Genomic DNA, 23,435 nt, shown 5'->3' with positions numbered 1-23,435 from the left:
AAAGGGGATCAGGCGGTGGCCGTTTCGGCCGGGGCAGGTTGCGGCAGCGCGGCCGGCGCGAAGCTGCGGCAGAAGTGGTCGACCGAGGAAACCCAGCCGAAGAAGGTCTCGACGTTGTAGACCGAGGCCTGCTGGATCGCGGGCCCGCCGAGCTCGTGCGTGGCGTCCTCGAGCATCACGGCGAAGTACTCGAGGTGGAAGGCGTCGCGCAGCGTGGATTCCACGCAGACGTTGGTCGCGATGCCGGTGAACACGAGGTGGCGAATGCCGCGCGAGCGCAGCGTGCTGTCGAGCGTGCTGTTGAAGAAGCCGCTGTAGCGTGTCTTGGGCACGACGATGTCGCCGGGCTGCGGCTTCATCTCGTCGATGAGCTCGTAGTCCCAGCCGCCCTTGGCGAGGAAGCGGCCCTGCAGCTCGGGCCGCGCGCGCATGGTCTTGAGCGCGTTCGACTTGTGCCAGTTGGGCGAGCCGGGGCCGCCGGCCTCGACATAGCCGGCGTCCCAGCCGTTCTGCAGGAATACGACCAGCAGGCCGGCCGCGCGCGCCGCGGCGATGGCGCGCACGATGCCGGCGATGGTGCCCTGCGCACCCGAGATGTCGAAGCCGGCCGAATCGACGTAGCCGCCGAGCGAGGCATAGGCGTTCTGCATGTCGACCACGACGAGCGCGGTGTCGCTCGCATGCAGCGCGAGCGGCTCGGGGCGCGCGGGCAGGATCAGCGGGGCGGGTGCGCCCGCGGCGCGCGGCGCGCCGACGGGCGTGGTCGAGGTGAGGGTGGCGTTGCGGGCCGGTGCGTTCATGGCGTGCTCCGGGTCAGGCCGCGAGGCGTTCGGGTTCGATGCGCGAGGGCACCGGGCTCGGCACGTGCGCGCGGCTCTTCATCAGCGGCTGGATGCGCTCGCCGAAGGCCTCGACGCCCGCGAGGAAGTCGTCGAAGGTCAGCAGCACGCCCTCGGTGCCGGGCACCTCGGCCACCTCGTCGAGCAGGCGCGCCACGGTCTCGTAGGAGCCCACGAGCGTGCCCATGTTGATGTTCACGGCCGAGGTCGGGTCGGCCATCTGCCGCACGTTGGTGTCGGCGCCCGATTTGGTGTCGGCCGCGCCCTGCGCGCCGAGCCAGGCGATGGCCTCGCTGTCGGCGCCGGCCTTGTAGTGCTCCCACTTGGCGCGCGCGGCCTCGTCGGTCTCGTCGGCGATCACCATCATCAGCACGTAGCTGGTGACGTGGCGGCCCGTGGCGGCGCTGGCCTCGATCAGCTTCTCGGCCGCGGGCGCGAAGGCGCGCGGCGTGTTCACGCCCTTGCCGAAGCAGAAGTTGTAGTCGGCGTACCTGGCGGAGAACGCCATGCCGGCGTCGCTCTGGCCGGCGCAGATCACCTTCATGTCGGCCTGCGGGCGCGGGCTCAGGCGGCAGTCGTCCATCTGGAAGTGCGCGCCCTTGAAGTCGGAGCGGCCCGTGCCCCAGAGGTCGCGCAGCACCTGGATGTATTCGGACAGGTATTCGTAGCGCGTGCCGAAGAACTGGTCGCCGGGCCACATGCCCATCTGCGAGTACTCGGGGCGCTGCCAGCCGGTGACGAGGTTGAGGCCGAAGCGGCCGTTGGAGATCGAGTCGATGGTCGAGGCCATGCGCGCGACGATGGCCGGCGGCATGACCAGCGAGGCCGCGGTGGCGAACAGCTTGATCTTCGTGGTGACGGCCGCGAGCCCGGCCATGAGCGTGAAGGACTCGAGGTTGTGGTCCCAGAACTCCGTCCTGCCGCCGAAGCCGCGCAGCTTGATCATCGACAGCGCGAAGTCGACGCCGTAGTGCTCGGCCTTCAGCGTGATCGCCTTGTTGAGCTCGAAGCTGGGCTTGTACTGCGGGGCGTTCTCGGACAGCAGCCAGCCGTTGTTGCCGATGGGAATGAAGATGCCGACGTTCATGGAAGGGCTCCGGTTGCGGGATGGCGAGGCTCCTTGCATGCGGCGTGCCAGTCGAAAAAATCCTTTCAAATCAATGGCTTGATGATTTTCAAAGCTTTTGTTTTGTCCAAATGGTCCAAAGTGGAGCGGTCGATCGCCCGAGGCTGCGGCGGCACGGTGCGCGCCGTGCCAAAGCAGTGCAGTGCCCGCGTCACGCACGGCGCGGCAGAATCACGTCCATGCCCAAGTCCCCACTCCGCACCGCCGCGGCCATCGGCGGCACCGCCGACGACATCGAGGCCGCCTTCTACGAGGCGCTGCAGCGCGGCGACATCGACGCGCTGATGGCCTGCTGGGCCGACGAGGACGAGGTGTTCTGCGTCCATCCGGGCGGCCCGCGGCTGGTGGGCACGGCGGCGATCCGCTCGGCCTTCGAGCAGATGTTCGGCAACGGCGCGATCCACGCCACGCCCGCGCACGTGCGCAAGATCGACTCGATCGCGAGCGCGGTCCACAACGTGCTCGAGCGCATCGAGGTGCTCACGGTCGAGGGACCGCGTCATGCCTTCGTGCTGGCGACCAACGTCTATCACAAGACCGCGCAGGGCTGGCGCATGGTGGCGCACCATGCGAGCCCGGGCAGCGCGCGCGAGCCCGACGACGCGAACGAGCTGCCGCAGATGCTGCACTGAGCGCCGGGCGTTCTCTTCCTTCGTTCGATGTCCGCGTTCCTTCCTTCCTCCTTTCCCTCCGGTCCTTCCGACTTGTCCTCGCCGTCCGCGATGGACTATCTGGCGCCACGCTGGCTGCCCGGCGGCAACCTGCAGACGATCTGGGGCGCGCTCTATGCGCGCCGCTTCGAGGGCGCGGCGCCGGTCTACCGGCGCGAGCGCTGGACCGCGCCCGACGGCGACTTCGTCGACGTGGATTTCGCCGATGCGCCCGGTTCGCGGGGCGGGTCGGGCGGCCGGCCCTTGCTGGTGCTGTTCCACGGCCTCGAGGGCTCCTCGCGCAGCCACTATGCCGAGGCCTTCGCCGACTTCGCCGCCGCGCGCGGCATGGACTTCGCCGTGCCGCATTTCCGCGGCTGCAGCGGCGAGATGAACCTCGCGCCGCGCGCCTACCACTCGGGCGACTTCGAGGAGATCGGCTGGATCCTGGCGCGCATGCGCGCGAGCCGCAAGGACGGCGCGCCGGTGCTCGCGGCTGGCGTCTCGCTCGGCGGCAATGCGCTGATGCGCTGGGCCGGCGAGGCCGGCGAGAGCGCCTCGCAGGTGGTGAGCGCGGTGGCCTCGGTGTGCTCGCCGCTCGATCTCGCGGCGGGCGGCGATGCCATCGGCCGCGGCTTCAACCGGCTGGTCTACACCCGCATGTTCCTCGCGACCATGAAGCCCAAGGCGCTGGCCAAGCTGGCGCAGTTCCCGGGGCTGTTCGATGGCGCCCGGCTCGCGGCCGCGCGCGACCTGCGGACCTTCGACGACGTCTTCACCGCGCCGCTGCACGGCTTCGTCGATGCGGACGACTACTGGCGGCGCGGCTCGGCCAAGCCGCACCTGGGCGCGATCCGCGTGCCCGCGCTGGCGGTCAACGCGCGCAACGATCCCTTCATTCCCGCGGCCAGCCTGCCGCGGCCCGGCGAGGTCGGCCGCCACGTCACGCTGTGGCAGCCCGCGCACGGCGGCCACGTGGGCTTTCCGATGGGGCGGCCGCCGGGCCATGTGCGCGGCATGCCCGAGCAGGTCGGGCGCTGGCTCTGCCGCCAGGCCGGCGTGCCGGCCGACGCGGTGCGCGCCGCCGCGCGGGGACAATGAGGCCATGGACGACATCGTCAGACAGGCCCTGGCCAAGTGGCCCAACGTTCCGCACTGCTACGGCTGGCTCGGCCTCGACGCGCGCGGCAACTGGTACATGCGCGACGACCGCACCCAGGCCCAGGGGCCGTTTCCGGCCGCCAAGGGCTCGATGCTGCGGCACGACAAGCTGATCGACTTCATCCACCGCAACTACGAACACGACGACGACGGCCAGTGGTTCTTCCAGAACGGGCCGCAGCGCGTCTACGTGGAGCTGGAGGCGGCGCCGCTGGTCTGGCGCATCGCCGAGATGGGCTTCGCGGTGACGGCGCACACGGGGCAGGCCGTCGAGGTCAGGGGCTGCCTGCTCGACGAGCACGGGCACCTCTATCTGTCGGCGGACCTCGGGCTGGGATTGGTTCACACGCAGGACGTGGGCCTGGCGGCCGATGCGATCGAGCAGGGGCTGTGGACGCCCGAGACGGTGACGGCGGCGGAACTGCCGGCGCGCTTCGGGCATGTGCTGAGCCCGGCCGAGCGCCATGCCACGCAAGCCTGAATTGCTATCTAAAACGTAGCGAGCGAAGACGAAAAAGCCGGCGCGAAGCCGGCTTTTTGCTGGGCGGACGCGGCGCGCGGGCCGCGGTCCTCTTCCGAATTACTTGCTGGCGCTGGCTGCGGGAGCCGCCGGCGCCGCGCCCGAAGCCGCGGGTGCCGCGGCGGCCGAAGCGCCATCGGCCGGGGCTGCCGCCGCCGGACGCTCGGGCACCGGGAACTTGGCGCCGCCGGCATTGGCCATGTAGACCACGGCACGGCCGATCTCGAGGTCCTCGAAGTCGCCGCCGCCCTGGGCCGGCATCGCGCCCTTGCCCTTGAGCGCATGCTCGAGCAGCGTGGCGTAGCCCTGGCCGATGCGTGGGCCCCAGGCGGCCGCGTCGTTCAGATGCGGTGCGCCGGGAATGCCGGGCGCGCCGTGGCAGGCGACGCACTGGGCCTTGAACACCGCTTCGCCGGCCGCCAGCGGGCGGTTGGCATCGCGGATCTCGATCGCGCCGATCTTCTTCAGGCGCTCGCCGACCTCGCGGTCGCGGGCTTCCTGGGTGACGCCATAGAGCGCCATGTTGTCGCCCTCGGCGGTACCTGCCGGCTTGTTGCCGGACACCACGTAGGCCACGAGGCCCACGATGATGAAGATGGGTGCGAGGAAGGAGAAAAAGACCGCCAGCAGCAGTTGCTTGGGATTCTTGATCGGACCGGTGTGGGCTTCTTCGGTGGCCTGGTAATGCGGGTCTGCGCTCATGGCGTCCTCAAAATCGGGGGCTCGTCGGGGGGCGTTTTTCGAATCAACCGACGATTATAGAGAGGCCCTTCGCCGCAAGGCGAAGGGCCGGTCGCATGAGCGTGCGCGGATTTGCGCGCAAACAACCGTCGAGGCGGCTTCAGCCCTTGCGGCGGATGACGACGGCGGGCGGCGTTTCGGCCGCGCCGGTCGTGGCCGCGGGTGCCGCGCCACCGCTCGCGCCGCTCGTCGCGGTGCCGGCCGCGGCCGCGTCGCGCGAGGCCCAGCCGCCGCCCAGCGTCTTGTACAGCGTGACCTGGTTCTGCAGCAGCTGCAGCTGCGTGGTCACGGCCGACTGCTGCGCCGTGAACAGCGAACGCTGTGCGTCGAGCAGGTCGAGCGCGCTGGCCACGCCGTTGCGGTAGCGCAGGTCCGAGAGCTTGAAGCGCACCGCCTCGGCATCGGCCTGCGCCCGCTGCGCGCGCGCCTGCTCGCCGAAGGTGGCGCGGCCCGCGAGCGCATCGGCCACTTCGCGGAACGCGGTCTGGATCGACTTCTCGTACTGCGCCACCGCGATCTCGCGCCCGGCCTTGGCCGAGTCGAGGCCCGCGATGTTGCGGCCCGCGTCGAACAGCGGCAGCGTGACCGTGGGCGCGAAGCTCCAGGCCTTGGTGCCGCGGTCGAACAGGTTCGAGAACTCGCTGCTCGCGGTGCCGATCGAGGTGGTCAGCGAGACGCGCGGGAAGAAGTTCGCGCGCGCCGCGCCGATGTTGGCGTTGGCGCCGATCAGCTGCTGCTCGGCCGCGCGGATGTCGGGCCGCTCGGCCAGCAGGTCGGAGGGCAGGCCCGCGGGCACGTCGGGGATCGGGCGGATGCCGCCCAGGCCCTTGGCGCCCGCGAAGGCGCTGGCCGGCACCGGTGCACCCAGCAGCAGCGCGAGTGCGTTCTCGTCCTGCTGGCGCGTGCGCAGCTGCTGCGCATAGGCGGCGCGCGCGGTCTCGGCCAGCGAGTTGGCGGCCTGGAAGTCGAGCTCGGACGACACGCCGTTGTCGAAGCGCAGCTTGGTCAGCCGCACCGATTCCTCGCGCGTGCTCAAGGTCTGGCGCGTGATCTCGAGCAGCTCGTCGTCGGCCAGCACCGTGAGCCAGCCGTTGGCGACCGCGGCGATCAGGCTGATCTGCGCGGCCTTGCGCGTTTCGTCGGTCGCGAGGTACTGCGCCAGCGCCTGGTCCTTCAGCGCGCGGATGCGGCCGAAGAAGTCGATCTCCCAGGCGGTGATGCCGAGGTTGACCGAGTACTGCGACGTCACGCTGCCCTGGCTGCTGTCGATCGCCTGGTACGGGTTGGGGCTCGAGCGCGAGCCGTTGCCCGACAGGCCCAGCGCGGGGAACAGGTCCGCGCGCTGGATCTGGAACTGCGCGCGCGCCTGCTCGATGTTGAGCACCGAGACGCGCAGGTCGCGGTTGTTGGCCAGCGCGGTCTGGATCAGGCCCGCCAGGCGCGGGTCGGTGAAGAAGTCCTGCCAGGGCATGGCGGACGCCGCCGGCCCGGCCGGCTGCGCCGGATCGCCCGGGTAGGTGGTGGGCACCGGCGCCGCGGGGCGCTCGTAGGTGGGGATCATCGAGCAGCCGGCCAGCAGCAGCGTGGCCGCCAGCGCGGTGGGAATCAGTTTGTTATTGAGATTCATGTTTTTCCTCCGAGATGCCGGCGGCTTGCGCATGCCGCTTGTCGGCCTCGTGCTGGCGCGCGCTGCCCTTGAACAGCGTGCGCACCACCACGAAGAAGACCGGCACGAAGATCACCGCGAGCAGGGTGCCCGTCACCATGCCGCCGAGCACGCCGGTGCCGATCGCGCGCTGGCTCGCCGAGCCGGCACCCGAGGCCGTGAACAGCGGCACCACGCCGAGGCCGAAGGCCAGCGAGGTCATGATGATCGGCCGGAACCGCAGGTGCGCGGCCTCGAGCGCCGACTCGATCACGCCGCGGCCCTGCGCCTGCAGGTCCTTGGCGAACTCGATGATCAGGATCGCGTTCTTCGCCGACAGGCCGATGATCGTGATCAGGCCCACCTGGAAGTACACGTCGTTCGAGTACGAACGCAGCAGCGTCGCGAGCAGCACGCCGATCACGCCCAGCGGCACCACCAGGATCACCGACAGCGGGATCGACCAGCTCTCGTACAGCGCGGCCAGGCAGAGGAACACCGCCAGGATCGCGAAGCCGTAGAGGATCATGGCCTGCGAGCCGGCGAGCTTTTCCTCGCGCGACTGGCCGGTCCACTCGAAGCCGAAGCCTTGCGGCAGCTGCGAGGCGAGCTTTTCCATCTCGGCCATCGCGGCACCGGTGCTGTAGCCGGCCGCCGCGTCGCCGCTGATGCGCATCGCGGGATAGCCGTTGTAGCGCACCGTCTGCGTCGCGCCGGTGACCCACTTGGTGGTCGCGAACGCGCCCAGCGGCACCGGCTGGCCCTGTGCGTTGGTCGCATTGAGCTTGAGCATGTCCTCGGGCTGCATCCGCGCCGGGGCGTCGGCCTGCACCACCACGCGCTGCAGGCGGCCGCGGTTCGGGAAGTCGTTGATGTAGCTCGAACCCAGCGCGGTCGACAGCGCGCCATTGATCGCGTCGAAGCTCACGCCCAGGGCGTTCGCTTTGTCGCGGTCGATGTCGATCTGCAACTGCGGTGCGTCTTCCAGGCCGTCGGGACGGACCTGCGACAGGATCTTGCTCTGCGAGGCCATGCCCAGCAGCTGGTTGCGCGCGTTGACGAGCGCCTCGTGGCCCGCGCCCGAGCGGTCCTGCAGCCGGAAGCTGAAGCCGCTGGCGTTGCCCAGTTCGGGAATCGGCGGCGGGCTCAGCGGATAGATGAAGGCGTCGCGGATGCCCGAGAGCGCGCCGAAGGCCCGGCCGGCGAGCGCGCTGGCCGAGTTGCCCGGGTCCTTGCGCTCCTCCCAGTCCTTGAGCGTCACGAAGGCGAGGCCCGCGTTCTGGCCCTGGCCCGAGAAGCTGAAGCCCATCACGCTCACGATGCTCTGCACTTCGGGCTGCTTCATGATGAAGCCCTCGACCTGCTGCATCACCGACAGCGCACGCTCCTGCGTCGCGCCCGGCGGCAGCTGCACGTTCACGATGATGTTGCCCTGGTCTTCCTGCGGCAGGAACGAACTCGGCAGGTGCGTGTAGAAGTACACCACCGCGCCGATGATCGCCGCGTAGATGATCAGGTAGCGCGCGGCGCGGCGCAGGATGCGCGCGACGACGCTTTCATAGCCCTTGGCGGTGCGCGAGAAGCCGCGGTTGAACCAGCCGAAGAAGCCGCGCTTCTCGTGGTGGTGGCCGGCTTCCACCGGCTTGAGCAGCGTGGCGCACAGCGCCGGCGTGAGCGACAGCGCCATGAAGGCCGAGAAGCCGATCGAGGCCACCATCACCGCCGAGAACTGGCGGTAGATGTTGCCGGTCGAACCCGCGAAGAAGGCCAGCGGCACGAACACCGAGATCAGCACCACGGTCACGCCGATGATGGCGCCCGAGATCTGCTGCATCGCCTTGCGCGTGGCTTCCAGCGGCGACAGCCCTTCCTCGCTCATGATGCGTTCGACGTTCTCCACCACCACGATCGCATCGTCCACCACGATGCCGATCACCAGCACCATGCCGAACATGGTCAGCACGTTGATCGAGAAGCCCAAAGCGAGCAGGGTGGCGAAGGTACCGAGCAGCGCGATCGGCACCACGATGGTCGGGATGATCGTGTAGCGCCAGTTCTGCAGGAACAGGAACATCACGAGGAACACCAGCGCGACGGCCTCGAACAGCGTCTTCACCACTTCGGTGATCGAGATCTGCACGAAGCGCGAGCTGTCGTAGGGGATGTCCCATTTCACGCCCTTGGGGAAGTAGCGTTCGAGCTCGACCATCTTCGCGCGCACGGCCTTGGCCGAGCGCAGCGCGTTGCCGGTCGGCGTGGGCTGCACGCCGACGCCCACCGCGGGCACGCCGTTCAGGCGCGCCGAGGTGGCATAGCTCTGGCCGCCGAGTTCGACGCGCGCCACGTCCTTCAGGCGCACGGTCGAGCCGTCGGTGTTGGCGCGCAGCACGATCTCGCGGAACTGCTCGACGCTGGTGAGCTGGCCGTTGACCGTCACCGTGGCGGCGATGGCCTGGCCCGGCACGTTCGGCAGGTCGCCGAGCGTGCCCGAGGCCACCTGGGCGTTCTGGGCGCGGATCGCGGTGTTGACGTCGGACGGCGACAGGTTGAAGCCCTGCAGCTTGGCCGGATCGATCCAGATGCGCATCGCATTCTCGGAACCGAACAGCTGAACCTTGCCCACGCCCTCGATGCGCTGCAGCTCGGGCACGATGTTGCGTGCGACGTAGTCGCCGAGCGCCACCGGGTCGACGTCGGGGTTGTCCGACGAGAGCAGCGCGAACAGCAGGAAGTTGTCGCGCGACTTGTCGACCTGCACGCCCTGTTGCGTCACGGCCGATGGCAGCCGCGGCGTGGCGCGCGAGAGCCGGTTCTGCACGTCGACCTGCGCGAGGTCTTCATTGGTGCCGGGCTCGAAGCTGATGGTGATCGCTCCGGTACCGTCGGCCTGCGCCACCGATTCCATGTAGATCAGGCCGGGCGAGCCGTTCATTTCGCGCTCGATGACGGACAGCACGCTGTCCTCGAGCGTCTGGGCCGAGGCACCCGGATAGGCCACGTTGATCACGATGGCGGGCGGCGCCACCGGCGGGTATTGGGCGATCGGCAACTGCGTGATGGACACGCCGCCGAGAACGATGACGAACAGTGCGATCACCCACGCGAAGATGGGTCGATCGATGAAGAATTTGGCCATTGCGGGCGCGCTCCTTGATTACTTCTTCTCGGCCGGAGCCGAGGCTGCCTTCTGGGGGGCGGGTGCCGCGCCAGAGGCTGCCGGCGCGGCGGCGGGCGCCGCACCGTTGGGATTCGGTTTCGTCCACGGGACGGCCTTCACGGGCGTGCCCGGCGGCATCATCTGCAGGCGCTGGAAGCCGTCGACCATCACCTGTTCGCCGGCCTTCAGGCCTTCGAGCACCACCCACTGGTTGTCCTTGGCGGCGCTGATCTTCACCGTGCGCTGGCTCAGCTTGCCGTCCGCGCCCACCACCGTCAGGTGGTCACCCTGCTGGGTGCGCGTGACCGCCTGCTGCGGCACCGTGATCGCGTTGCTGACCTGCGCCTGCTCGAGCTTCACGCGCACGTAGAGGCCGGGCAGCAGTTCGCCCTTGGGGTTGGGGATCTCGGCGCGCAGCGTGACCTGGCCGGTGGTGGCGTCGACCGTGAGGTCGGAGAACAGCAGCTTGCCGTCCTGACCGTAGTCGGTGCCGTCCTCGAGCACCAGGCGGATGCTGGCCGCGTCTTCGCCGCTGGCGCGCTTGTACTGGCCCGCGGCGACCGCGCGGCGCAGCTTCAGCACGTCGGAGGCCGACTGCGTGAAGTTCACGTACAGCGGATTGATCTGCTGCACCACGGCCAGCTCGGTGGCATCGCCCTGGCCGACCAGCGCGCCTTCGGTCACCAGCGCGCGGCCGATGCGGCCCGAGATCGGCGAGGTCACGTCGGCGTAGCCCTGGTTGATCTTCGCGGTCTGCAGCGCGGCGCGGCTGGCGGCCACGTCGGCCTCGGCGGTCTTCTGCGAAGCCACCGCGTTGACGTATTCCTGCTTGCTCACCGCATTGGCCTCGACCAGCGGCTTGTAGCGGTCGGCCAGGGCCTTGGCCTGCGCGGCATTGGCTTCGGAGCGGGCCAGCGCGGCCTGCGCGTTCTGCGTGGCGGCCACCAGCGGTGCCGGGTCGATGCGGAACAGCAGCTGGCCGGCCTTCACGTCGCTGCCTTCGCGGAACTCGCGCTTCAGCAGGATGCCGGCGGCACGGGCGCGCACCTGGGCGACGCGCGAGGCCTCGAGGCGGCCCGGCAGTTCGGTCACCAGGCCGACATCGCCCGGCGCCGCGACGATCACGCCCACTTCGGGGGCGGGATGGCCGCCGCCACCACCACCGGCAGCACCGGCGCCGGCTGGCGCGTCGCTCTTCGAACAACCCGCGATGACCAGCAACACGACGGCAGCCACGGTCGCGAGGCGCGGCGAAAGAAACGATGGGCGCGAAACATGCAGGAGAGGCATGCGATTCCTTTGAAGCGAAGACGGGAGACGGCGATTTTTGCGGCCGCGCCGGAAAGCCAGCACGGCCAGGTGGGCCATCGGGAAGGGCGACAGTTTACATACATTCATGGATGTATAGTGACATCCACGCAATGGCCCCACGATATGCAAAGGGCGTTGCCTTTACAAATCAGGAGACTTGGTGGCACGTCGTACGAAGGAAGAAGCACTGGCGACGCGGAATCGACTGCTCGATGCCGCGGAGTTGCTGTTTCAGGCGCAAGGGGTCTCCCAGACCACGCTGCAGCAGATCGCGCAGCAGGCCGGGGCGACGCGGGGCGCGATCTATTGGCATTTCAAGGACAAGGCCGATCTCTTCAACGCGATGATGGAGCGGGTCATTCTTCCGCTGGAGGCGCCGCCCAAGGCCGCGGCCTTGAGCCATGACGACCCGCTGGCCGAGATCGAGGAGGGCATGGTGCATGCGCTGACCCTCATGACCACCGACCCGCAGGTGCGCCGCGTGTTCGACGTGGCGACCCACAAGGTCGAATACACCCACGACATGGCCTCGGTGCAGCAGCGTCACCTCGATGCGCGCAACGCCTGCGTGGTCGATTTCGAGAAGGCCCTGCGGCTGGCCGCGCGGCGCGCCCGCATCAAGCTGCCGGTGCCCGGCAGCGTGGCGGCGCAGGGGCTGCATGCGCTGATCAGCGGACTGATCCAGAACTGGCTGCTCGATCCCGCGGCCTTCGACCTCGTGCCCACGGGCCGGCGCACCTTCCGCGTGTACCTCGCGGGCCTCGGTTTCGCGCGGCAGACGGGGGCGAATGGCGCGGCCGTGCACGAAGCCGAAACAGCGGCCGCGTGATAGGCGATAATGCGAGGCTTCGGTTTCACCGGAAACCCATTTCTCGCTGTATTTCAACGGATAGAATTCGGCCCTCCGAAGGCTGAGATCCAGGTTCGATTCCTGGCGGCGGGACCAGACACACGGCAAAAAGGCCGGAAGCTCCAAGGGGCTTCCGGCCTTTTTCATGGGGCGGTCATCGGGCGAAGGCGGATCGCCCGCGCCTCAGACCCGGCAATCCGGCGCCAGCCGGTCGAGCGTCTGCACGATGCGCATCGACAGCCGCTGCGAATAGGCGCCCGCCGGATGCAGGATGTCGGCCATCTCGCTGGCCCTGAACTCTTCCGCGCCCCAGTCCGCGAAGCCCGCGCCGGTGTCCTGCGCCACCTTGCGGATGGCCGCGTCGTACTTGTCGCGGCCCGGCACCGCAATGCGCTGGCGCGACAGCCCCGTGACGATCACGACCCGGCCCTCGCGCATCGCGGTGGCGATCATGCTGCGCAGCGGCGCTTCCACCGGCAGCGACAGCGCCGCGTCGTTGATGCCGTGGCCGATGACCACGAACCGCGCCTCGCGCTTCTCGCTCGCGAAGCTCGCCGCGCGCGTGGTGGCCGTCTCGCCATTGGCGGTGCGGTCGTCGATGGTGTAGCGCGGCCGCAGCCGCTTGAGCGCGGCGGCCGGCGGTTCGGCCAGCCGCTGGTTGCCGCCGTAGCCGCCGTGCAGGATCGAGTCACCATAGAGCACGACGCTGCAATTGGGCGCGGCCGCGGCGGCAGGGGCCGCCGGCGTGGCGGGCGCGGCGGCGACCTGGGGCGGCGCCTCGGGCGCGCGCTGCACGGCCGGGGCAACCGGCGCCGCTGGCGCGAGCGCCATGGGCGGCCGGGCCTTGTCGGGGGCAGACACCCCGCAGGCCGCGAGCGCGCAGGCACCCAGGAGGGAAAGGAGGGCCCGCGACGCGCGCGAGGCCTGGCGCGCACGGGCGTGCACTGCGAGATGGGAAGACATGGGAGGGGAATCCGGTTCCGAGGTCGCCATCTTGCGAGTGCAATGTGGAGCAACTGTGAAGATCGTACCCCCGACATGGCCTTGCTTGCTTTTGCGGTCCGTCGCGCAGCCAATCGCCGCAGGGCCGCCCGTGCCATCGGCCCGCGCGGCATCATCGGCATCCATCATGAGAATCGGCATCCGGACCAAGCTCTTCTTCTTCCTGCTGGTGGCTTGCGCCGCCGTGGTGGTGGTTCAGGCCGGCGCCATGCGTTTCGTGTTCGCGCGCGGCTTCCTCGGCTACCTCAACCAGCAGGGCCGCGCGCATGTCGAGGAGATGCTGCCGCGCGTGGCCGCGGCCTACGCGGCGCATGGCGACTGGCAGTTCCTGCGGCAGGACTTCCGCAACTGGATGGAACTGGTGCTGCCGATCGCGCGCGAGCCCGGCGTCGATCCGGCGCCGCAGCTCGCCTCGTCCGACCAGACCGGCGCCCTCGCGCGCATCGGCCTGCTCGACGCGCAACTGCGCCGCGTGGTCGGCAATCCCTCGGTCGGGCCGGACTCGATCCGGCTGCCGGTGACGGTCGACGGGCGCATCGTGGGCTGGGTGGCGATGGTGCCCTTCGAGGACGTGCTGCCCAAGGACGACGCGCGCTTTCTCGAGCGGCAGTTCAAGGCCCTGACGCTGATCGGCCTGGGCTCGATCGCGGTGGCGGCGCTGCTGACCTTCGTGCTGTCGCGCGCGCTGCTGCGGCGGGTGCGCGGCATGGCCGGCGCCACGCAGCGGCTGGCCGCCGGCGACTACGCCTCGCGCATCGAGGTCGGCTCGAACGACGAGCTCGGCCATCTCGCGAAGGACTTCAACCGCATGGCGCAGACGCTGGAGCACACCGAGCGCGCGCGCCGCACCTTCATGGCCGACATCTCGCACGAGCTGCGCACGCCGCTGGCGGTGCTGCGCGCCGAGCTCGAGGCGATCCAGGACGGCATCCGTTCGACCACCGCGCAGTCGGTCGATGCGATGCATGCGGAGGTCGGCCGGCTGGGCAAGCTGGTCGACGACCTGCACGACCTCTCGCTGACCGACATCGGCGCGATGACCTACCGGCGCACGCCGATCGACGTTGCCACCGTGCTGCGCGCGGCGGTCGGCAGCATGCAGGGCCGGCTCGAAGCGGAGGGGCTCGAGCTGCGGGTATGGATCGCGCAGGCACCGCTGTCCATCAGCGGCGACGAGCGGCGGTTGCAGCAGCTGGCGGCGAACCTGCTCGAGAACTCGCTGCGCTACACCGACCGCGGCGGCGTGGTGCAGGTGCGCGCCGATCGTCACGAGAGCGGCGTGCGCATCGTGGTGGAAGACAGCGCGCCCGGCGTGCCGAGCGACAAGCTCGAGAAGCTGTTCGAGCGCTTCTACCGCGTCGAGGGCTCGCGCAACCGCGCCAGCGGCGGCAGCGGGCTGGGCCTGGCGATCTGCCGCAACATCGTCGAGGCGCACGAGGGCCGCATCCAGGCCCAGGCCTCGCCGTTCGGCGGGCTGCGCATCGTCATCGACCTGCCGGGGATCGACGCATGAGCGCCGCGCCGGGCCGCCCCAAGCAAGCTCGCACCGCAGTGCGAAGCACGAAGGTCTTTCAATGAGCACTGGCCTTCCGACCCTGGGCCATGTGCTCGTCGTCGAGGACGAGCCGCGGCTGGCGGCCGTGCTCGGCGACTACCTCGCGGCGGCTGGCTACACGCACCACTGGGTCGCCGACGGCAACGCCGCGCTGCCGGCCTTCCACGCGCAGCGGCCCGACCTGGTGCTGCTCGACCTGATGCTGCCCGGGCGCGACGGTGTGGAGATCTGCCGCGACCTGCGGCGCCTCGGCGCGGTGCCGGTGATCATGGTCACGGCACGCGTCGAGGAGGTCGACCGCCTGCTGGGGCTGGAGATCGGCGCCGACGACTACGTGTGCAAGCCCTTCAGCCCGCGCGAGGTGGTGGCGCGCGTGGGCGCGGTGCTGCGGCGGCATCGGGCCGCGAGTGCCAGGCCCGCGGCCGCGTCGGCGCAGGCCCCGCTGCTGGTGGTCGAGGCCACGGGCCGCGCCAGCGTGCGCGGCCGCGAGCTCGATCTCACGCCGGTCGAGTTCCGCCTGCTGGCCGTGCTGCATGGGGCGCTGGGCCGTGCCTTCTCGCGCGACCAACTGCTGGGCCGCATCTACGACGACCGGCGCGTCGTGACCGACCGCACCATCGACAGCCACGTCAAGAACCTGCGCCGCAAGCTCGCCGAGGCCGGTGGTTCGGAAGACTGGATCAAGTCGATCTACAGCGTGGGCTACCGCATGGAGCTTTAAGGCCCGGCGTCGGCGAAGTGCGAGGGCGGGCGGCCCAGCGTGCGTCGGAACATGGTCGAGAACGCGGCGGGGCTGTCGTAGCCCAGGTCCAGCGCCACCGTCGTCACGGGCTCGCCGGCCGCTAATCGCGACAGCGCCAGCAGCACGCAGGCGCGCTGGCGCCACTGGCCGAAGGCCATGCCGGTCTCGCGGCCGAAGCGGCGGCTGAAGGTGCGTTCGCTCACATGCAGCCGCGCGGCCCATTGCGCCGGCGTGGCGTGGATGTCGGGCGCGCGCAGGAAGTCCAGGCACAACGCGGCCAGCGCCGGCTCGCGCGGCAGCGGCAGGTGCAGCGGCAGCGCCTCGGCGCGCGCCAGCTCGTGCAGCGCGAGGCGCATCAGCAGGCCGTCGCGGCCCTGGCGCTCGTACTCGGCGGGCACCTCGACGGCCGCCATCAGCAACTGGCGCAGCAGCGGCGACATCTCGAGCACCTCGCACTGGCGGCCATGGCGCGGCGCCTCGCGCGGTTCGATGTAGAGGCTGCGCGTGCTCACGCCCAGCATGCGCACGCGGTGCGGCTGGCCGGCCGGTATCCATACGCCGCGCTGCGGCGGCACCACCCAGGCGCCGTCGTCGGTGCCGACCTCCATCACGCCGGTGGCGCCGTAGAGGAACTGCGCGCGCCGATGGCTGTGCGTGGGCAGCAGCTGGCCCGGCGGGTAATCGGTGCCGATCGCGAGCACCGGGCGGGCGATGGCGTCGACGGTATCGATGGGGACGTTGCGCATGGGGGAAGAAAGGGTTGGCCGGAACGAGAACATCATTGTCCGGCTTGCGCGGGCGCGCCGCGGGGTGCCGGCCTATCGTCGAGGCCTGTCTTCGTTCTCCTGGAGTGCCTCTCGTGTGGATCTATCTCGTGCTCGCGGTCTTCGGTGGCCTCGCGGGCGTCACCACCGTGCTGTTCGGTTTCGGCGGTGGTTTCGTCGTGGTGCCGCTGCTCTACCGTGTGCTGCTGCTCGCGCATGGCGAGCACAGCGACACCGGCCGCGCGGCCATGCACATCGCGGTGGCGACCTCGACCTGCGTGATGATCGTGAGCGCGCTGCTCGCCACGCGGCGCCACCAGCGCGCCGGCACCATCGACTGGCCGTTGATCCGGCCGCTGCTGGGCTTCATCGGCCTCGGCGCCATCGTCGGTGCCGCGGCCGCGGTGCAGGCCGATGGTGGGTTCGTGCGGCTGGCCTTCATCGTCTACCTGGGTGTCACCATCCTCGACTGCCTGCTGCGGCCGGGCTTCATCGTGCGCCGTGCCACGGCGACGGCGGCCATCGCGCCGCTCTCGCGCGGCATCGCCACCGCGGGCAGCTTCGTCATCGGCCTGATCGCGGCCTTCCTCGGCGTGGGCGGCAGCGTGATGACCGTGCCGCTAATGCGCCGCCGCGGCATCGACATGACGCGCGCCACCGCCATGGCCAACCCGTTGTCGCTGCCCATCGCGCTGGCCGGCACCGCCACCTACATGGCGCTGGCCTGGCGCTCGGGCGCGGCGCTCGAGGGCTGGCACCTCGGCTACGTCGACCTGCCGGCCTTCGCCGCGCTGGTCGCCGGATCGCTGCTGGGCGTGCGCGCCGCCGCGCCGCTGATCGGCCGCCTGCCCGATCGCGTGCATGCCTGGGGCTACCTCGCGCTGCTGGTGGCGGTGCTGCTGGGCATGCTGCTGCGCTGATCCGGTTCGCGAAACGCGCGCCTGCTTGTCATCGAAGTTCGACAGTTGGGCGCCGGCGGTTGCGGCGCCGCGCCGGGCCTGCCACCATGGCCGCATGCCTTACCAACTCCACTACTGGCCCACCATCCAGGGCCGCGGCGAATTCGTGCGGCTCGCGCTCGAGGCCGCCGGTGCCGACTATGTCGACGTGGCGCGCGAGCGCGAAGACCAGGGCGGCGGTGAAAGCGCCCTTGGCCGCCGGCTTGCCGATCCCCTGCAGACGCGGCCGCCGTTCGCACCGCCCTTCCTCGTCGACGGCGACATCGTCGTCGGCCAGACCGCCGCGATCCTGCTCTACCTGGGGCCGCGCCTGGGCCTGGCCGGCGTCGGCGAATCGGACGGCCTGTGGACGCACCAGCTGCAGCTCACCATCGCCGACGCGGTGGCCGAGGCGCACGACACGCACCATCCGCTTTCGACCGGCGACTACTACGAGGACCAGCGCGATGCCGCGCTGGCGCGTGCGAAGGGCTTCCGCGAGCAGCGCATCCCGAAGTTCCTGAACTGGTTCGAGCGCGTGTTGCAGCGCAATCCCTCGGGCGACCTGCACCTGGTGGGCGACGTGCTGACCTATGCCGACCTCTCGCTGTTCCAGCTGGTCGACGGACTGCAGTACGCCTTTCCCAAGGCCACCGCGCACGCGCTCGCGAAGACGCCGGCGGTGGCGAAGCTGCATGCCAACGTCCGGCGTCGCCAGAGCGTGCAGGCGTACCTGCAGAGCCCGCGCCGCATCGCCTTCAACGAGGAAGGCATCTTCCGGCGCTACCCCGAGCTCGACGCCTGAATCAACGCACCAGCGCCGCCGCATCGCGCCATGCGGGCAGCGGCACCAGGCCGGCCACGGTCACGGGTTTGGCCTGCGGGCCGAACAGGTAGCGCTTCGGCACGATGCCTTCGAGATGGCCCAGCACGTCGCTGCGGTCGTCGATGAAATGCGTGATGCCCAGTTCGCGGCAGTGGTCGGCCTTCTGCGGACGCTGCAGGCAGAAACGCAGGTTGCCGGGCGCCATGCCCGTGCGTTCGAAGAAGCGGTGGTGCGCGAGCCAGGCGCGGCTCTTGGCCTGCACGCTCGGTCCGCACTTCGACACCAGCCAGACGCGGCCCTCGAAGCGATCGACCAGCGGCGCGACGGCCTCGAACATGCCTTCGTAGGGCGGCGTGTCGAGCGCGTCCCGCAGCGAGCCGCCGATGAAGGCGGTGTCGCCGCCGTCGGCCCGTTCGGCCGCGATCAGCACGCGGCCGATGTCGATGCCCAGGCGCGGGAGATGTTGCGATGCGTTCTTCATGTCGTGTTCCTTTCTTTTGTGTGTGCGGTGGATCGTAGGAACGAAGGCCATCACCAGGAACTACCGATATGCGATGGGCTATCCATAGAATGGATAGGTGGACATCCCCCGCACCAACCTCGACGCGCTGCAATCCTTCGCCGTGTTCGCCGACACGCTGAACTTCAGCGAGTCGGCGCGCCTGCTGCACATCAGCCAGCCGGCGCTGCATGCAAAGGTGCGCAAGCTCTCGGAGCAGCTCGACGCCAAGCTCTACCTGCGCGTGGGCAGCGCGCTGCAGCTCACGAACGCGGGCGAGCAGGTGGCGCGCCATGCGCGCGAGCTGCTGCTGCTCAACCAGCGCTTCGTGAAGGGGCTCGCGCAGGGGCAGGAGCAGGCGGTGGTCAGCCTCGCGGCCGGCGAGGGCGCGTACCTCTACCTGCTCGGCAAGGCGCTGTCGCAGTTCTCGGGGCCGGGTGCCTCGCCGCACCTGCAATTGCTCACGCGCAACCGCGACGCCTCGGTGCAGGCGGTGCGAGCGGGCCAGGCGCAACTGGGCATCGCGCCGCTGGGCGCCGTGCCGGCCGATCTGCATGCGGTGCGGCTCACGGTCGTCGGCCAGGTGCTGGTGCTGCCGCGCGCGCATGCGCTGGCCTCGCGCCGTTCGGTGCGCCTGCGCGACCTGCAGGGCGCGCAGCTGATCGTGCCGCCCGCGGGCCGGCCGCACCGCGAACTGCTCGGCCGGCTGTTGCAGGCCGAGTCGGTGTCGTGGCAGCCCTCGCTCGAGGCCGATGGCTGGGAACTGATGCTGCGCTTCGCCCAACTGGGCTTCGGGCTGGCGGTGGTGAATGCCTGCTGCCGCATTCCCAAGGGCCTGGTGGCGGTGCCGCTGCAGGGCTATCCGCCGCTCGAGTACCACCTGTTCCGCGCGGCCGACCGTCCGCCGTCCGAGCATGCGCAGCGCCTGTGGAATGCGCTGCTCGCGCAGGCCGATCACTGGAAGAACGCATGACGCCCGAGGACGCGAGCCGGTTCATCGCCTACGTGCTGCGGCATGCGCCCGAATCGATCGGCCTCGCGCTCGATGCCGAGGGCTGGGCCGAGATCGATGCGCTGGTGGCCGGCGCAGTGGCCGCGGGCCGCGTGCTCACGCATGCGCAGGTCGTGCAGGCGGTCGATGCGGTCGAGGTGGGCGCGAAGAAGCGCTACGCGCTGTCGGCCGACGGCCGCTGCATCCGCGCGCTGCAGGGCCATTCGACGCCGCAGGTCCGCCGCAGCTTCGAGCCGGCAGTGGCGCCGGCCGTGCTGTTCCACGGCACGGCCACGCGCTTCCTCGCATCGATCCGGGCCGAAGGCCTGCGGCCCGGCACGCGGCAGCATGTGCACCTGTCGGCCGACGAGGCGACCGCCGTGCAGGTCGGGCAGCGCCATGGCAAGGCGCATGTGCTGCGCGTCGATGCGGGCGGAATGCAGGCGCTGGGCCATGCCTTCCATCGCGCGGAGAACGGGGTCTGGCTGACGGAGGCCGTGCCGCCGCGATTCCTGTCGGGCTGGCCTTCGTCCGCCTGAGCTACGCGCCCGAGCGCTGGGTGGTCGAGCGCGAACGCGAGCGCTTGCGGGTGGTTCGGGGTTCGGCGGCGGGCAGCGCCGCGGCGCTGCGCAGGTCCTGGTTGCGCTGGTGCGCGCCCGCGATCACGCGGCGCAGGCCGCGCTCCATCGACTCGAGCTCCGAAGCCGTCATGTGCTCGTTGAACATCTCGTGGATGAGCTTCTGGTAGGGCGGCCACATCTTGCGGCGCAGCGCGCGGCCCTGCTCGGTCAACACCGCGACGCGGCCGCGACCGTCGGTCTCGTCGACCTCGCGCACCACCAGGCCCTCGGCCTCGAGCGTGGTGACGATGCGCGAGATGAAGCTGCGGCTGTAGACCGCGCGCTCCGCGAGTTCGTGCATGCGCATGCGGCCGTTCGGCGAGGCGTCGAGCAGCCACAGCACGTCGTACCAGGTCAGCGGCGGCAGGCCTTCCTTGCGGAAGCTGTCCTCCATGAAGTCGAGCACCAGCACATAGGCGCTGATGAAGGAGGCCCAGGTGGAGGTGCCGCGCACGGCGGTGGAACGGGGCGTTGCCATACGGGTGGAGAGCGCTTTCGGGAGTGAGCCTCGATTCTCTCTCCGCCGCGGCCGCCACCCGGGCGCGCACCGCTAGGGCAGTGCCGCGTACCTGGCCTCGGGGTCGATGCCGTAGAGCGACAGGGCCCGCGCCGGCAGTTCCGCGTCGACCACGCCGTCGTCGGCCAGCGCCTTGAGCGCCGCGAGCGCGACGTGATGGCGGTCGACCTCGAAGAAGGCGCGCAGCGCTTCGCGCGTGTCGGAGCGGCCGAAGCCGTCGGTGCCCAGGGTCACGAAGCGGCGCTCCCCGATGAAAGGGCGGATCTGGTCGGGCACGATCTTCATGTAGTCGGTGGCGGCGATCGCCGGGCCGTCCTGGCCGGCCAGGCACTGCGCAACATACGAAGCGCGCGGCGCCTGCGCCGGATGCAGGCGGTTCCAGCGCTCGGCTTCGAGGCCGTCGCGGCGCAGCTCCGAAAAGCTGGTCACGCTCCAGATGTCGGCGCTCACGCCGAAGTCGCGCTGCAGCAGCGTGGCGGCCGCGATCACCTCGGAGAGGATCGCGCCGCTGCCCATCAGCTGCACGTGCGGCGCGCCGGCGGCACGAGTGCCCCGCTGCAGGCGGTACATGCCTTTCACGATGCCTGTCTCGGCACCTTCGGGCATCGCCGGATGCGCGGTCTTCTCGTTGAGCAGCGTGAGGTAGTAGAAGACGTCCTCCTGCGGCTCGCCGTACATCCTGCGCAGCCCGTCCTGCACGATGACCGCGATCTCGTACGCGTAGGCGGGGTCGTAGGACACGCAGGACGGGATCACCGAGGACAGCACGTGGCTGTGGCCGTCGTCGTGCTGCAGGCCTTCGCCCTCGAGCGTGGTGCGGCCCGAGGTCGCGCCCAGCAGGAAGCCGCGCGCGCGGATGTCGCCGGCGGCCCAGGCCAGGTCACCCACGCGCTGGAAGCCGAACATCGAATAGAAGATGTAGAACGGGATGGTGGCGACGCCGTGCGTGCTGTGCGCGGTCGCGGCCGCGATCCAGGACGACATCGCGCCCGATTCGTTGATGCCTTCCTGCAGGATCTGCCCCTGGCGGTCCTCCTTGTAGAAGCTCAGCTGGTCCGCATCCTGCGGCGTGTAGAGCTGGCCCACGTGCGAATAGATGCCGACCTGGCGGAACATGCCGTCCATGCCGAAGGTGCGCGACTCGTCGGGCACGATCGGCACCACGCGCGGGCCCAGCACCGGGTCCTTGAGCAGTTGCGCGAGGATGCGCACGAAGGCCATGGTGGTGGCGTACTCGCGCTCGCCGCTGCTTTGCAGGTGGCTCGCGAAGGCCGCGAGCGCGGGCGTTGCCAACGGGCCCGGTCCGCGCGAGCGTGACGGCAGGAGCCCGCCGGCGCGCTTCAGGCCGGCCTCGAGGCAGGCGGCTTCGGGGCTGCCGGGCGCGGGCTTGATGTACGGGATCTCCTCGAGCCGTTCGTCGGGCACCGGGATCGCGAAGCGGTCGCGGAAGGCGCGCACGGCCGGGTCGCCCATCTTCTTCAACTGGTGGTTGATGTTGGCCGCTTCGCCGGCCGCGCCCATGCCGTAGCCCTTCACCGTCTTGGCGAGGATCACGGTCGGCTGGCCCGCGTGGCGCACGGCGGCGGCATAGGCCGCGTGCACCTTCAGTGGATCGTGGCCGCCGCGGGCGAGGGCGCCGATCTGGGCGTCGCTCAGGTGCGCGACGCGCTGGAGCAGCTCGGGGTCCTTGCCGAAGAAGTGTTCGCGCACATAGTCGCCGCCGTGCGCCTTGAAGGCCTGGTACTCGCCGTCGACGCATTCCATCATGCGCCGGTGCAGCCGGCCGTCGTGGTCCTGCGCCAGCAGTTCGTCCCAGCCGCTGCCCCAGACGACCTTGATCACGTTCCAGCCCGCGCCGCGGTAGACGCTCTCGAGCTCCTGGATGATCTTGGCGTTGCCGCGCACCGGGCCGTCGAGGCGCTGCAGGTTGCAGTTCACCACGAAGATCAGGTTGTCGAGCTTCTCGCGGCCCGCCATCGCGACCGCGGCCAGGGTTTCGGGCTGGTCCTGCTCGCCGTCGCCGAGGAAGGCCCAGACCTTGCGGCCCTGCGCCGGGATCAGTCCGCGGTCCTCGAGGTAGCGCATGTAGCGCCCCTGGTAGGCCGCCATCAGCGGACCCAGGCCCATCGAGACGGTCGGGAACTGCCAGAAGTCCGGCATCGTGCGCGGATGCGGATAGGAGGCGAGGCCGCCGCCGATCTCGCGCCGGAAGCGGTCCATCTGCTGCTCCGACAGGCGCCCCTCGAGGTAGGCGCGCGCATAGATGCCGGGCGAGGAATGACCCTGGATGTAGAGCATGTCGCCGAGGAACTCGGGCGTGGCGGCGCGGAAGAAGTGCCGGTAGCCGGTCTCGTAGAGCGTGGTGGCCGAGGCATACGTCGCGATGTGGCCGCCGACGCCCGAGTGCTTGCCCGCGCGCAGCACCAGCGCCATCGCGTTCCAGCGCAGGTAGGCATCGAGCCGCAGCTCGATGCCCACGTCGCCCGGAAAGGCCGGCTGGTCGGCGACGCGCAGGGTGTTGACGTAGGGCGTGGTGCGCGGCGCGGCATAGCGGCCCGCGGCCGCGTGGTCCTGCTCGATCAACTGGTCCAGCAGGTAATGGGCCCGGTCGCGGCCCTCGTGGATCACCACGGCGCGCATGGCGTCGAGCCATTCGCGTGTCTCTTGCGGATCGATGTCGTCCGCGCTCGCCAAGTCATTCATTCGTTGCTCCTTCGTTGTGCGGTTCGTTGTTCGAACATCTTGCGCATCTCATTGAATTTCATTATGTGGATATGAATCGTGCAATGCGCAACGGCAATGTATCTCCAGTTCATTGCAAATGCAATCAGTTGTGCTGTAACCTGCTTGGCGTGGATCGAGGCGATGCGTGAGTTGAAGAAGGCTGAATTGGCCATGATTCGCCGCCATGACCTCGATCACGGCGGATCTATCTGCATGCGATAGCAACTATTGGTGTGGCAGATCCGTACCCATGCCCA

The 23,435-nt window shown here is 70.0% G+C and carries 22 protein-coding genes and 1 tRNA gene; 11 read left to right on the top strand and 12 right to left on the bottom strand.

Features of this window, described 5'->3' with window-relative positions:
• Positions 1-8: 8 nt before the first annotated feature.
• Positions 9-800, bottom strand: a complete 792-nt coding sequence (gene rutB, locus AC07RM_RS36745; protein WP_495337625.1) for a pyrimidine utilization protein B — start codon at positions 798-800, stop codon at positions 9-11.
• A gap of 13 nt (positions 801-813) precedes the next feature.
• Positions 814-1,926, bottom strand: coding sequence for a pyrimidine utilization protein A (rutA, locus tag AC07RM_RS36740; RefSeq protein WP_495337624.1), 1,113 nt, complete (start codon positions 1,924-1,926; stop codon positions 814-816).
• 218 nt (positions 1,927-2,144) lie between these two features.
• Between rutA and AC07RM_RS36735 the strand changes: the two genes are divergently transcribed.
• The 3 genes from AC07RM_RS36735 to AC07RM_RS36725 all read left to right on the top strand — a co-directional run bounded on the left by AC07RM_RS36735 (position 2,145) and on the right by AC07RM_RS36725 (position 4,257).
• Positions 2,145-2,597, top strand: a complete 453-nt coding sequence (locus AC07RM_RS36735; protein WP_057593960.1) for a YybH family protein — start codon at positions 2,145-2,147, stop codon at positions 2,595-2,597.
• A gap of 90 nt (positions 2,598-2,687) precedes the next feature.
• Complete coding sequence (locus AC07RM_RS36730; protein ID WP_495337667.1) at positions 2,688-3,716, top strand: YheT family hydrolase; 1,029 nt, start codon at positions 2,688-2,690, stop codon at positions 3,714-3,716.
• 4 nt (positions 3,717-3,720) lie between these two features.
• On the top strand, positions 3,721-4,257 hold the full coding sequence (locus tag AC07RM_RS36725) for a DUF2946 family protein (RefSeq protein ID WP_495337623.1): 537 nt from the start codon (positions 3,721-3,723) through the stop codon (positions 4,255-4,257).
• Between the two features lie 99 nt (positions 4,258-4,356).
• Here the strand turns inward: AC07RM_RS36725 and AC07RM_RS36720 are convergent, their stop codons facing one another.
• The 4 genes from AC07RM_RS36720 to AC07RM_RS36705 all read right to left on the bottom strand — a co-directional run bounded on the left by AC07RM_RS36720 (position 4,357) and on the right by AC07RM_RS36705 (position 11,129).
• The gene (locus tag AC07RM_RS36720; RefSeq protein ID WP_093350392.1) at positions 4,357-4,998 is read right to left on the bottom strand and encodes a c-type cytochrome; all 642 of its coding nucleotides are present in this window, start codon (positions 4,996-4,998) and stop codon (positions 4,357-4,359) included.
• A 139-nt stretch (positions 4,999-5,137) separates the two neighbouring features.
• Positions 5,138-6,664 (bottom strand): efflux transporter outer membrane subunit, encoded by a 1,527-nt coding sequence (locus AC07RM_RS36715; RefSeq protein ID WP_495337622.1) that lies wholly within the window; start codon positions 6,662-6,664, stop codon positions 5,138-5,140.
• Complete coding sequence (locus AC07RM_RS36710; RefSeq protein WP_093350397.1) at positions 6,651-9,818, bottom strand: efflux RND transporter permease subunit; 3,168 nt, start codon at positions 9,816-9,818, stop codon at positions 6,651-6,653. Before AC07RM_RS36710 ends, AC07RM_RS36715 begins: the two co-directional genes overlap by 14 nt.
• Before the next feature lie 18 nt (positions 9,819-9,836).
• The gene (locus AC07RM_RS36705; RefSeq protein WP_093350400.1) at positions 9,837-11,129 is read right to left on the bottom strand and encodes an efflux RND transporter periplasmic adaptor subunit; all 1,293 of its coding nucleotides are present in this window, start codon (positions 11,127-11,129) and stop codon (positions 9,837-9,839) included.
• A gap of 178 nt (positions 11,130-11,307) precedes the next feature.
• Here AC07RM_RS36705 and AC07RM_RS36700 point away from each other — a divergent pair, with 178 nt between their 5' ends.
• On the top strand, positions 11,308-11,979 hold the full coding sequence (locus AC07RM_RS36700; protein ID WP_093350403.1) for a TetR family transcriptional regulator: 672 nt from the start codon (positions 11,308-11,310) through the stop codon (positions 11,977-11,979).
• Between the two features lie 42 nt (positions 11,980-12,021).
• Positions 12,022-12,096: transfer RNA gene (locus AC07RM_RS36695), tRNA-Arg, on the top strand.
• A gap of 87 nt (positions 12,097-12,183) precedes the next feature.
• Here the strand turns inward: AC07RM_RS36695 and AC07RM_RS36690 are convergent.
• The gene (locus AC07RM_RS36690) at positions 12,184-12,963 is read right to left on the bottom strand and encodes an SGNH/GDSL hydrolase family protein (protein WP_495337621.1); all 780 of its coding nucleotides are present in this window, start codon (positions 12,961-12,963) and stop codon (positions 12,184-12,186) included.
• A gap of 166 nt (positions 12,964-13,129) precedes the next feature.
• Here AC07RM_RS36690 and baeS point away from each other — a divergent pair, with 166 nt between their 5' ends.
• Both baeS and AC07RM_RS36680 read left to right on the top strand, forming a co-directional pair.
• Positions 13,130-14,515, top strand: coding sequence for a sensor histidine kinase efflux regulator BaeS (gene baeS / locus AC07RM_RS36685; protein ID WP_495337620.1), 1,386 nt, complete (start codon positions 13,130-13,132; stop codon positions 14,513-14,515).
• 61 nt (positions 14,516-14,576) lie between these two features.
• A complete protein-coding gene (locus tag AC07RM_RS36680) occupies positions 14,577-15,278 on the top strand; it encodes a response regulator (protein ID WP_495337619.1) in 702 nt (233 codons plus the stop codon).
• Here the strand turns inward: AC07RM_RS36680 and AC07RM_RS36675 are convergent.
• Positions 15,275-16,045 carry an AraC family transcriptional regulator gene (locus AC07RM_RS36675; RefSeq protein WP_495337618.1) on the bottom strand — a complete coding sequence of 257 codons (771 nt, stop codon included), beginning with the start codon at positions 16,043-16,045 and terminating at the stop codon, positions 15,275-15,277. The genes AC07RM_RS36680 and AC07RM_RS36675 overlap by 4 nt on opposite strands.
• A 113-nt stretch (positions 16,046-16,158) precedes the next feature.
• Here AC07RM_RS36675 and AC07RM_RS36670 point away from each other — a divergent pair, with 113 nt between their 5' ends.
• Together AC07RM_RS36670 and AC07RM_RS36665 are read left to right on the top strand one after the other, a co-directional pair.
• The gene (locus tag AC07RM_RS36670; protein ID WP_495337617.1) at positions 16,159-16,983 is read left to right on the top strand and encodes a sulfite exporter TauE/SafE family protein; all 825 of its coding nucleotides are present in this window, start codon (positions 16,159-16,161) and stop codon (positions 16,981-16,983) included.
• Between the two features lie 94 nt (positions 16,984-17,077).
• Positions 17,078-17,806 carry a glutathione S-transferase gene (locus AC07RM_RS36665; RefSeq protein ID WP_296781477.1) on the top strand — a complete coding sequence of 243 codons (729 nt, stop codon included), beginning with the start codon at positions 17,078-17,080 and terminating at the stop codon, positions 17,804-17,806.
• Position 17,807: 1 nt separating this feature from the next.
• Here AC07RM_RS36665 and AC07RM_RS36660 read toward each other — a convergent pair whose 3' ends face one another.
• Positions 17,808-18,308, bottom strand: coding sequence for a hypothetical protein (locus tag AC07RM_RS36660; protein WP_495337616.1), 501 nt, complete (start codon positions 18,306-18,308; stop codon positions 17,808-17,810).
• A 97-nt stretch (positions 18,309-18,405) separates the two neighbouring features.
• Here AC07RM_RS36660 and AC07RM_RS36655 point away from each other — a divergent pair, with 97 nt between their 5' ends.
• Complete coding sequence (locus AC07RM_RS36655; protein ID WP_495337615.1) at positions 18,406-19,299, top strand: LysR family transcriptional regulator; 894 nt, start codon at positions 18,406-18,408, stop codon at positions 19,297-19,299.
• Positions 19,296-19,856: an RNA 2'-phosphotransferase gene (locus tag AC07RM_RS36650; protein ID WP_495337614.1), complete on the top strand. Its 561-nt coding sequence runs from the start codon at positions 19,296-19,298 to the stop codon at positions 19,854-19,856. Before AC07RM_RS36655 ends, AC07RM_RS36650 begins: the two co-directional genes overlap by 4 nt.
• Before the next feature lies 1 nt (position 19,857).
• Here AC07RM_RS36650 and AC07RM_RS36645 read toward each other — a convergent pair whose 3' ends face one another.
• The 3 genes from AC07RM_RS36645 to AC07RM_RS36635 all read right to left on the bottom strand — a co-directional run bounded on the left by AC07RM_RS36645 (position 19,858) and on the right by AC07RM_RS36635 (position 23,351).
• On the bottom strand, positions 19,858-20,415 hold the full coding sequence (locus AC07RM_RS36645) for a MarR family winged helix-turn-helix transcriptional regulator (protein WP_093350433.1): 558 nt from the start codon (positions 20,413-20,415) through the stop codon (positions 19,858-19,860).
• 72 nt (positions 20,416-20,487) lie between these two features.
• Positions 20,488-23,157, bottom strand: a complete 2,670-nt coding sequence (gene aceE / locus AC07RM_RS36640; RefSeq protein WP_495337613.1) for a pyruvate dehydrogenase (acetyl-transferring), homodimeric type — start codon at positions 23,155-23,157, stop codon at positions 20,488-20,490.
• Positions 23,154-23,351 carry a hypothetical protein gene (locus tag AC07RM_RS36635; RefSeq protein WP_495337612.1) on the bottom strand — a complete coding sequence of 66 codons (198 nt, stop codon included), beginning with the start codon at positions 23,349-23,351 and terminating at the stop codon, positions 23,154-23,156. Before AC07RM_RS36635 ends, aceE begins: the two co-directional genes overlap by 4 nt.
• Positions 23,352-23,435 lie beyond the last annotated feature (84 nt).

This window comes from Variovorax sp. GW821-FHT09B05, from assembly GCF_059418265.1.
Note: the sequence above shows the minus strand (reverse complement) of the source record. Positions and strands in the feature narration are given on the sequence as shown.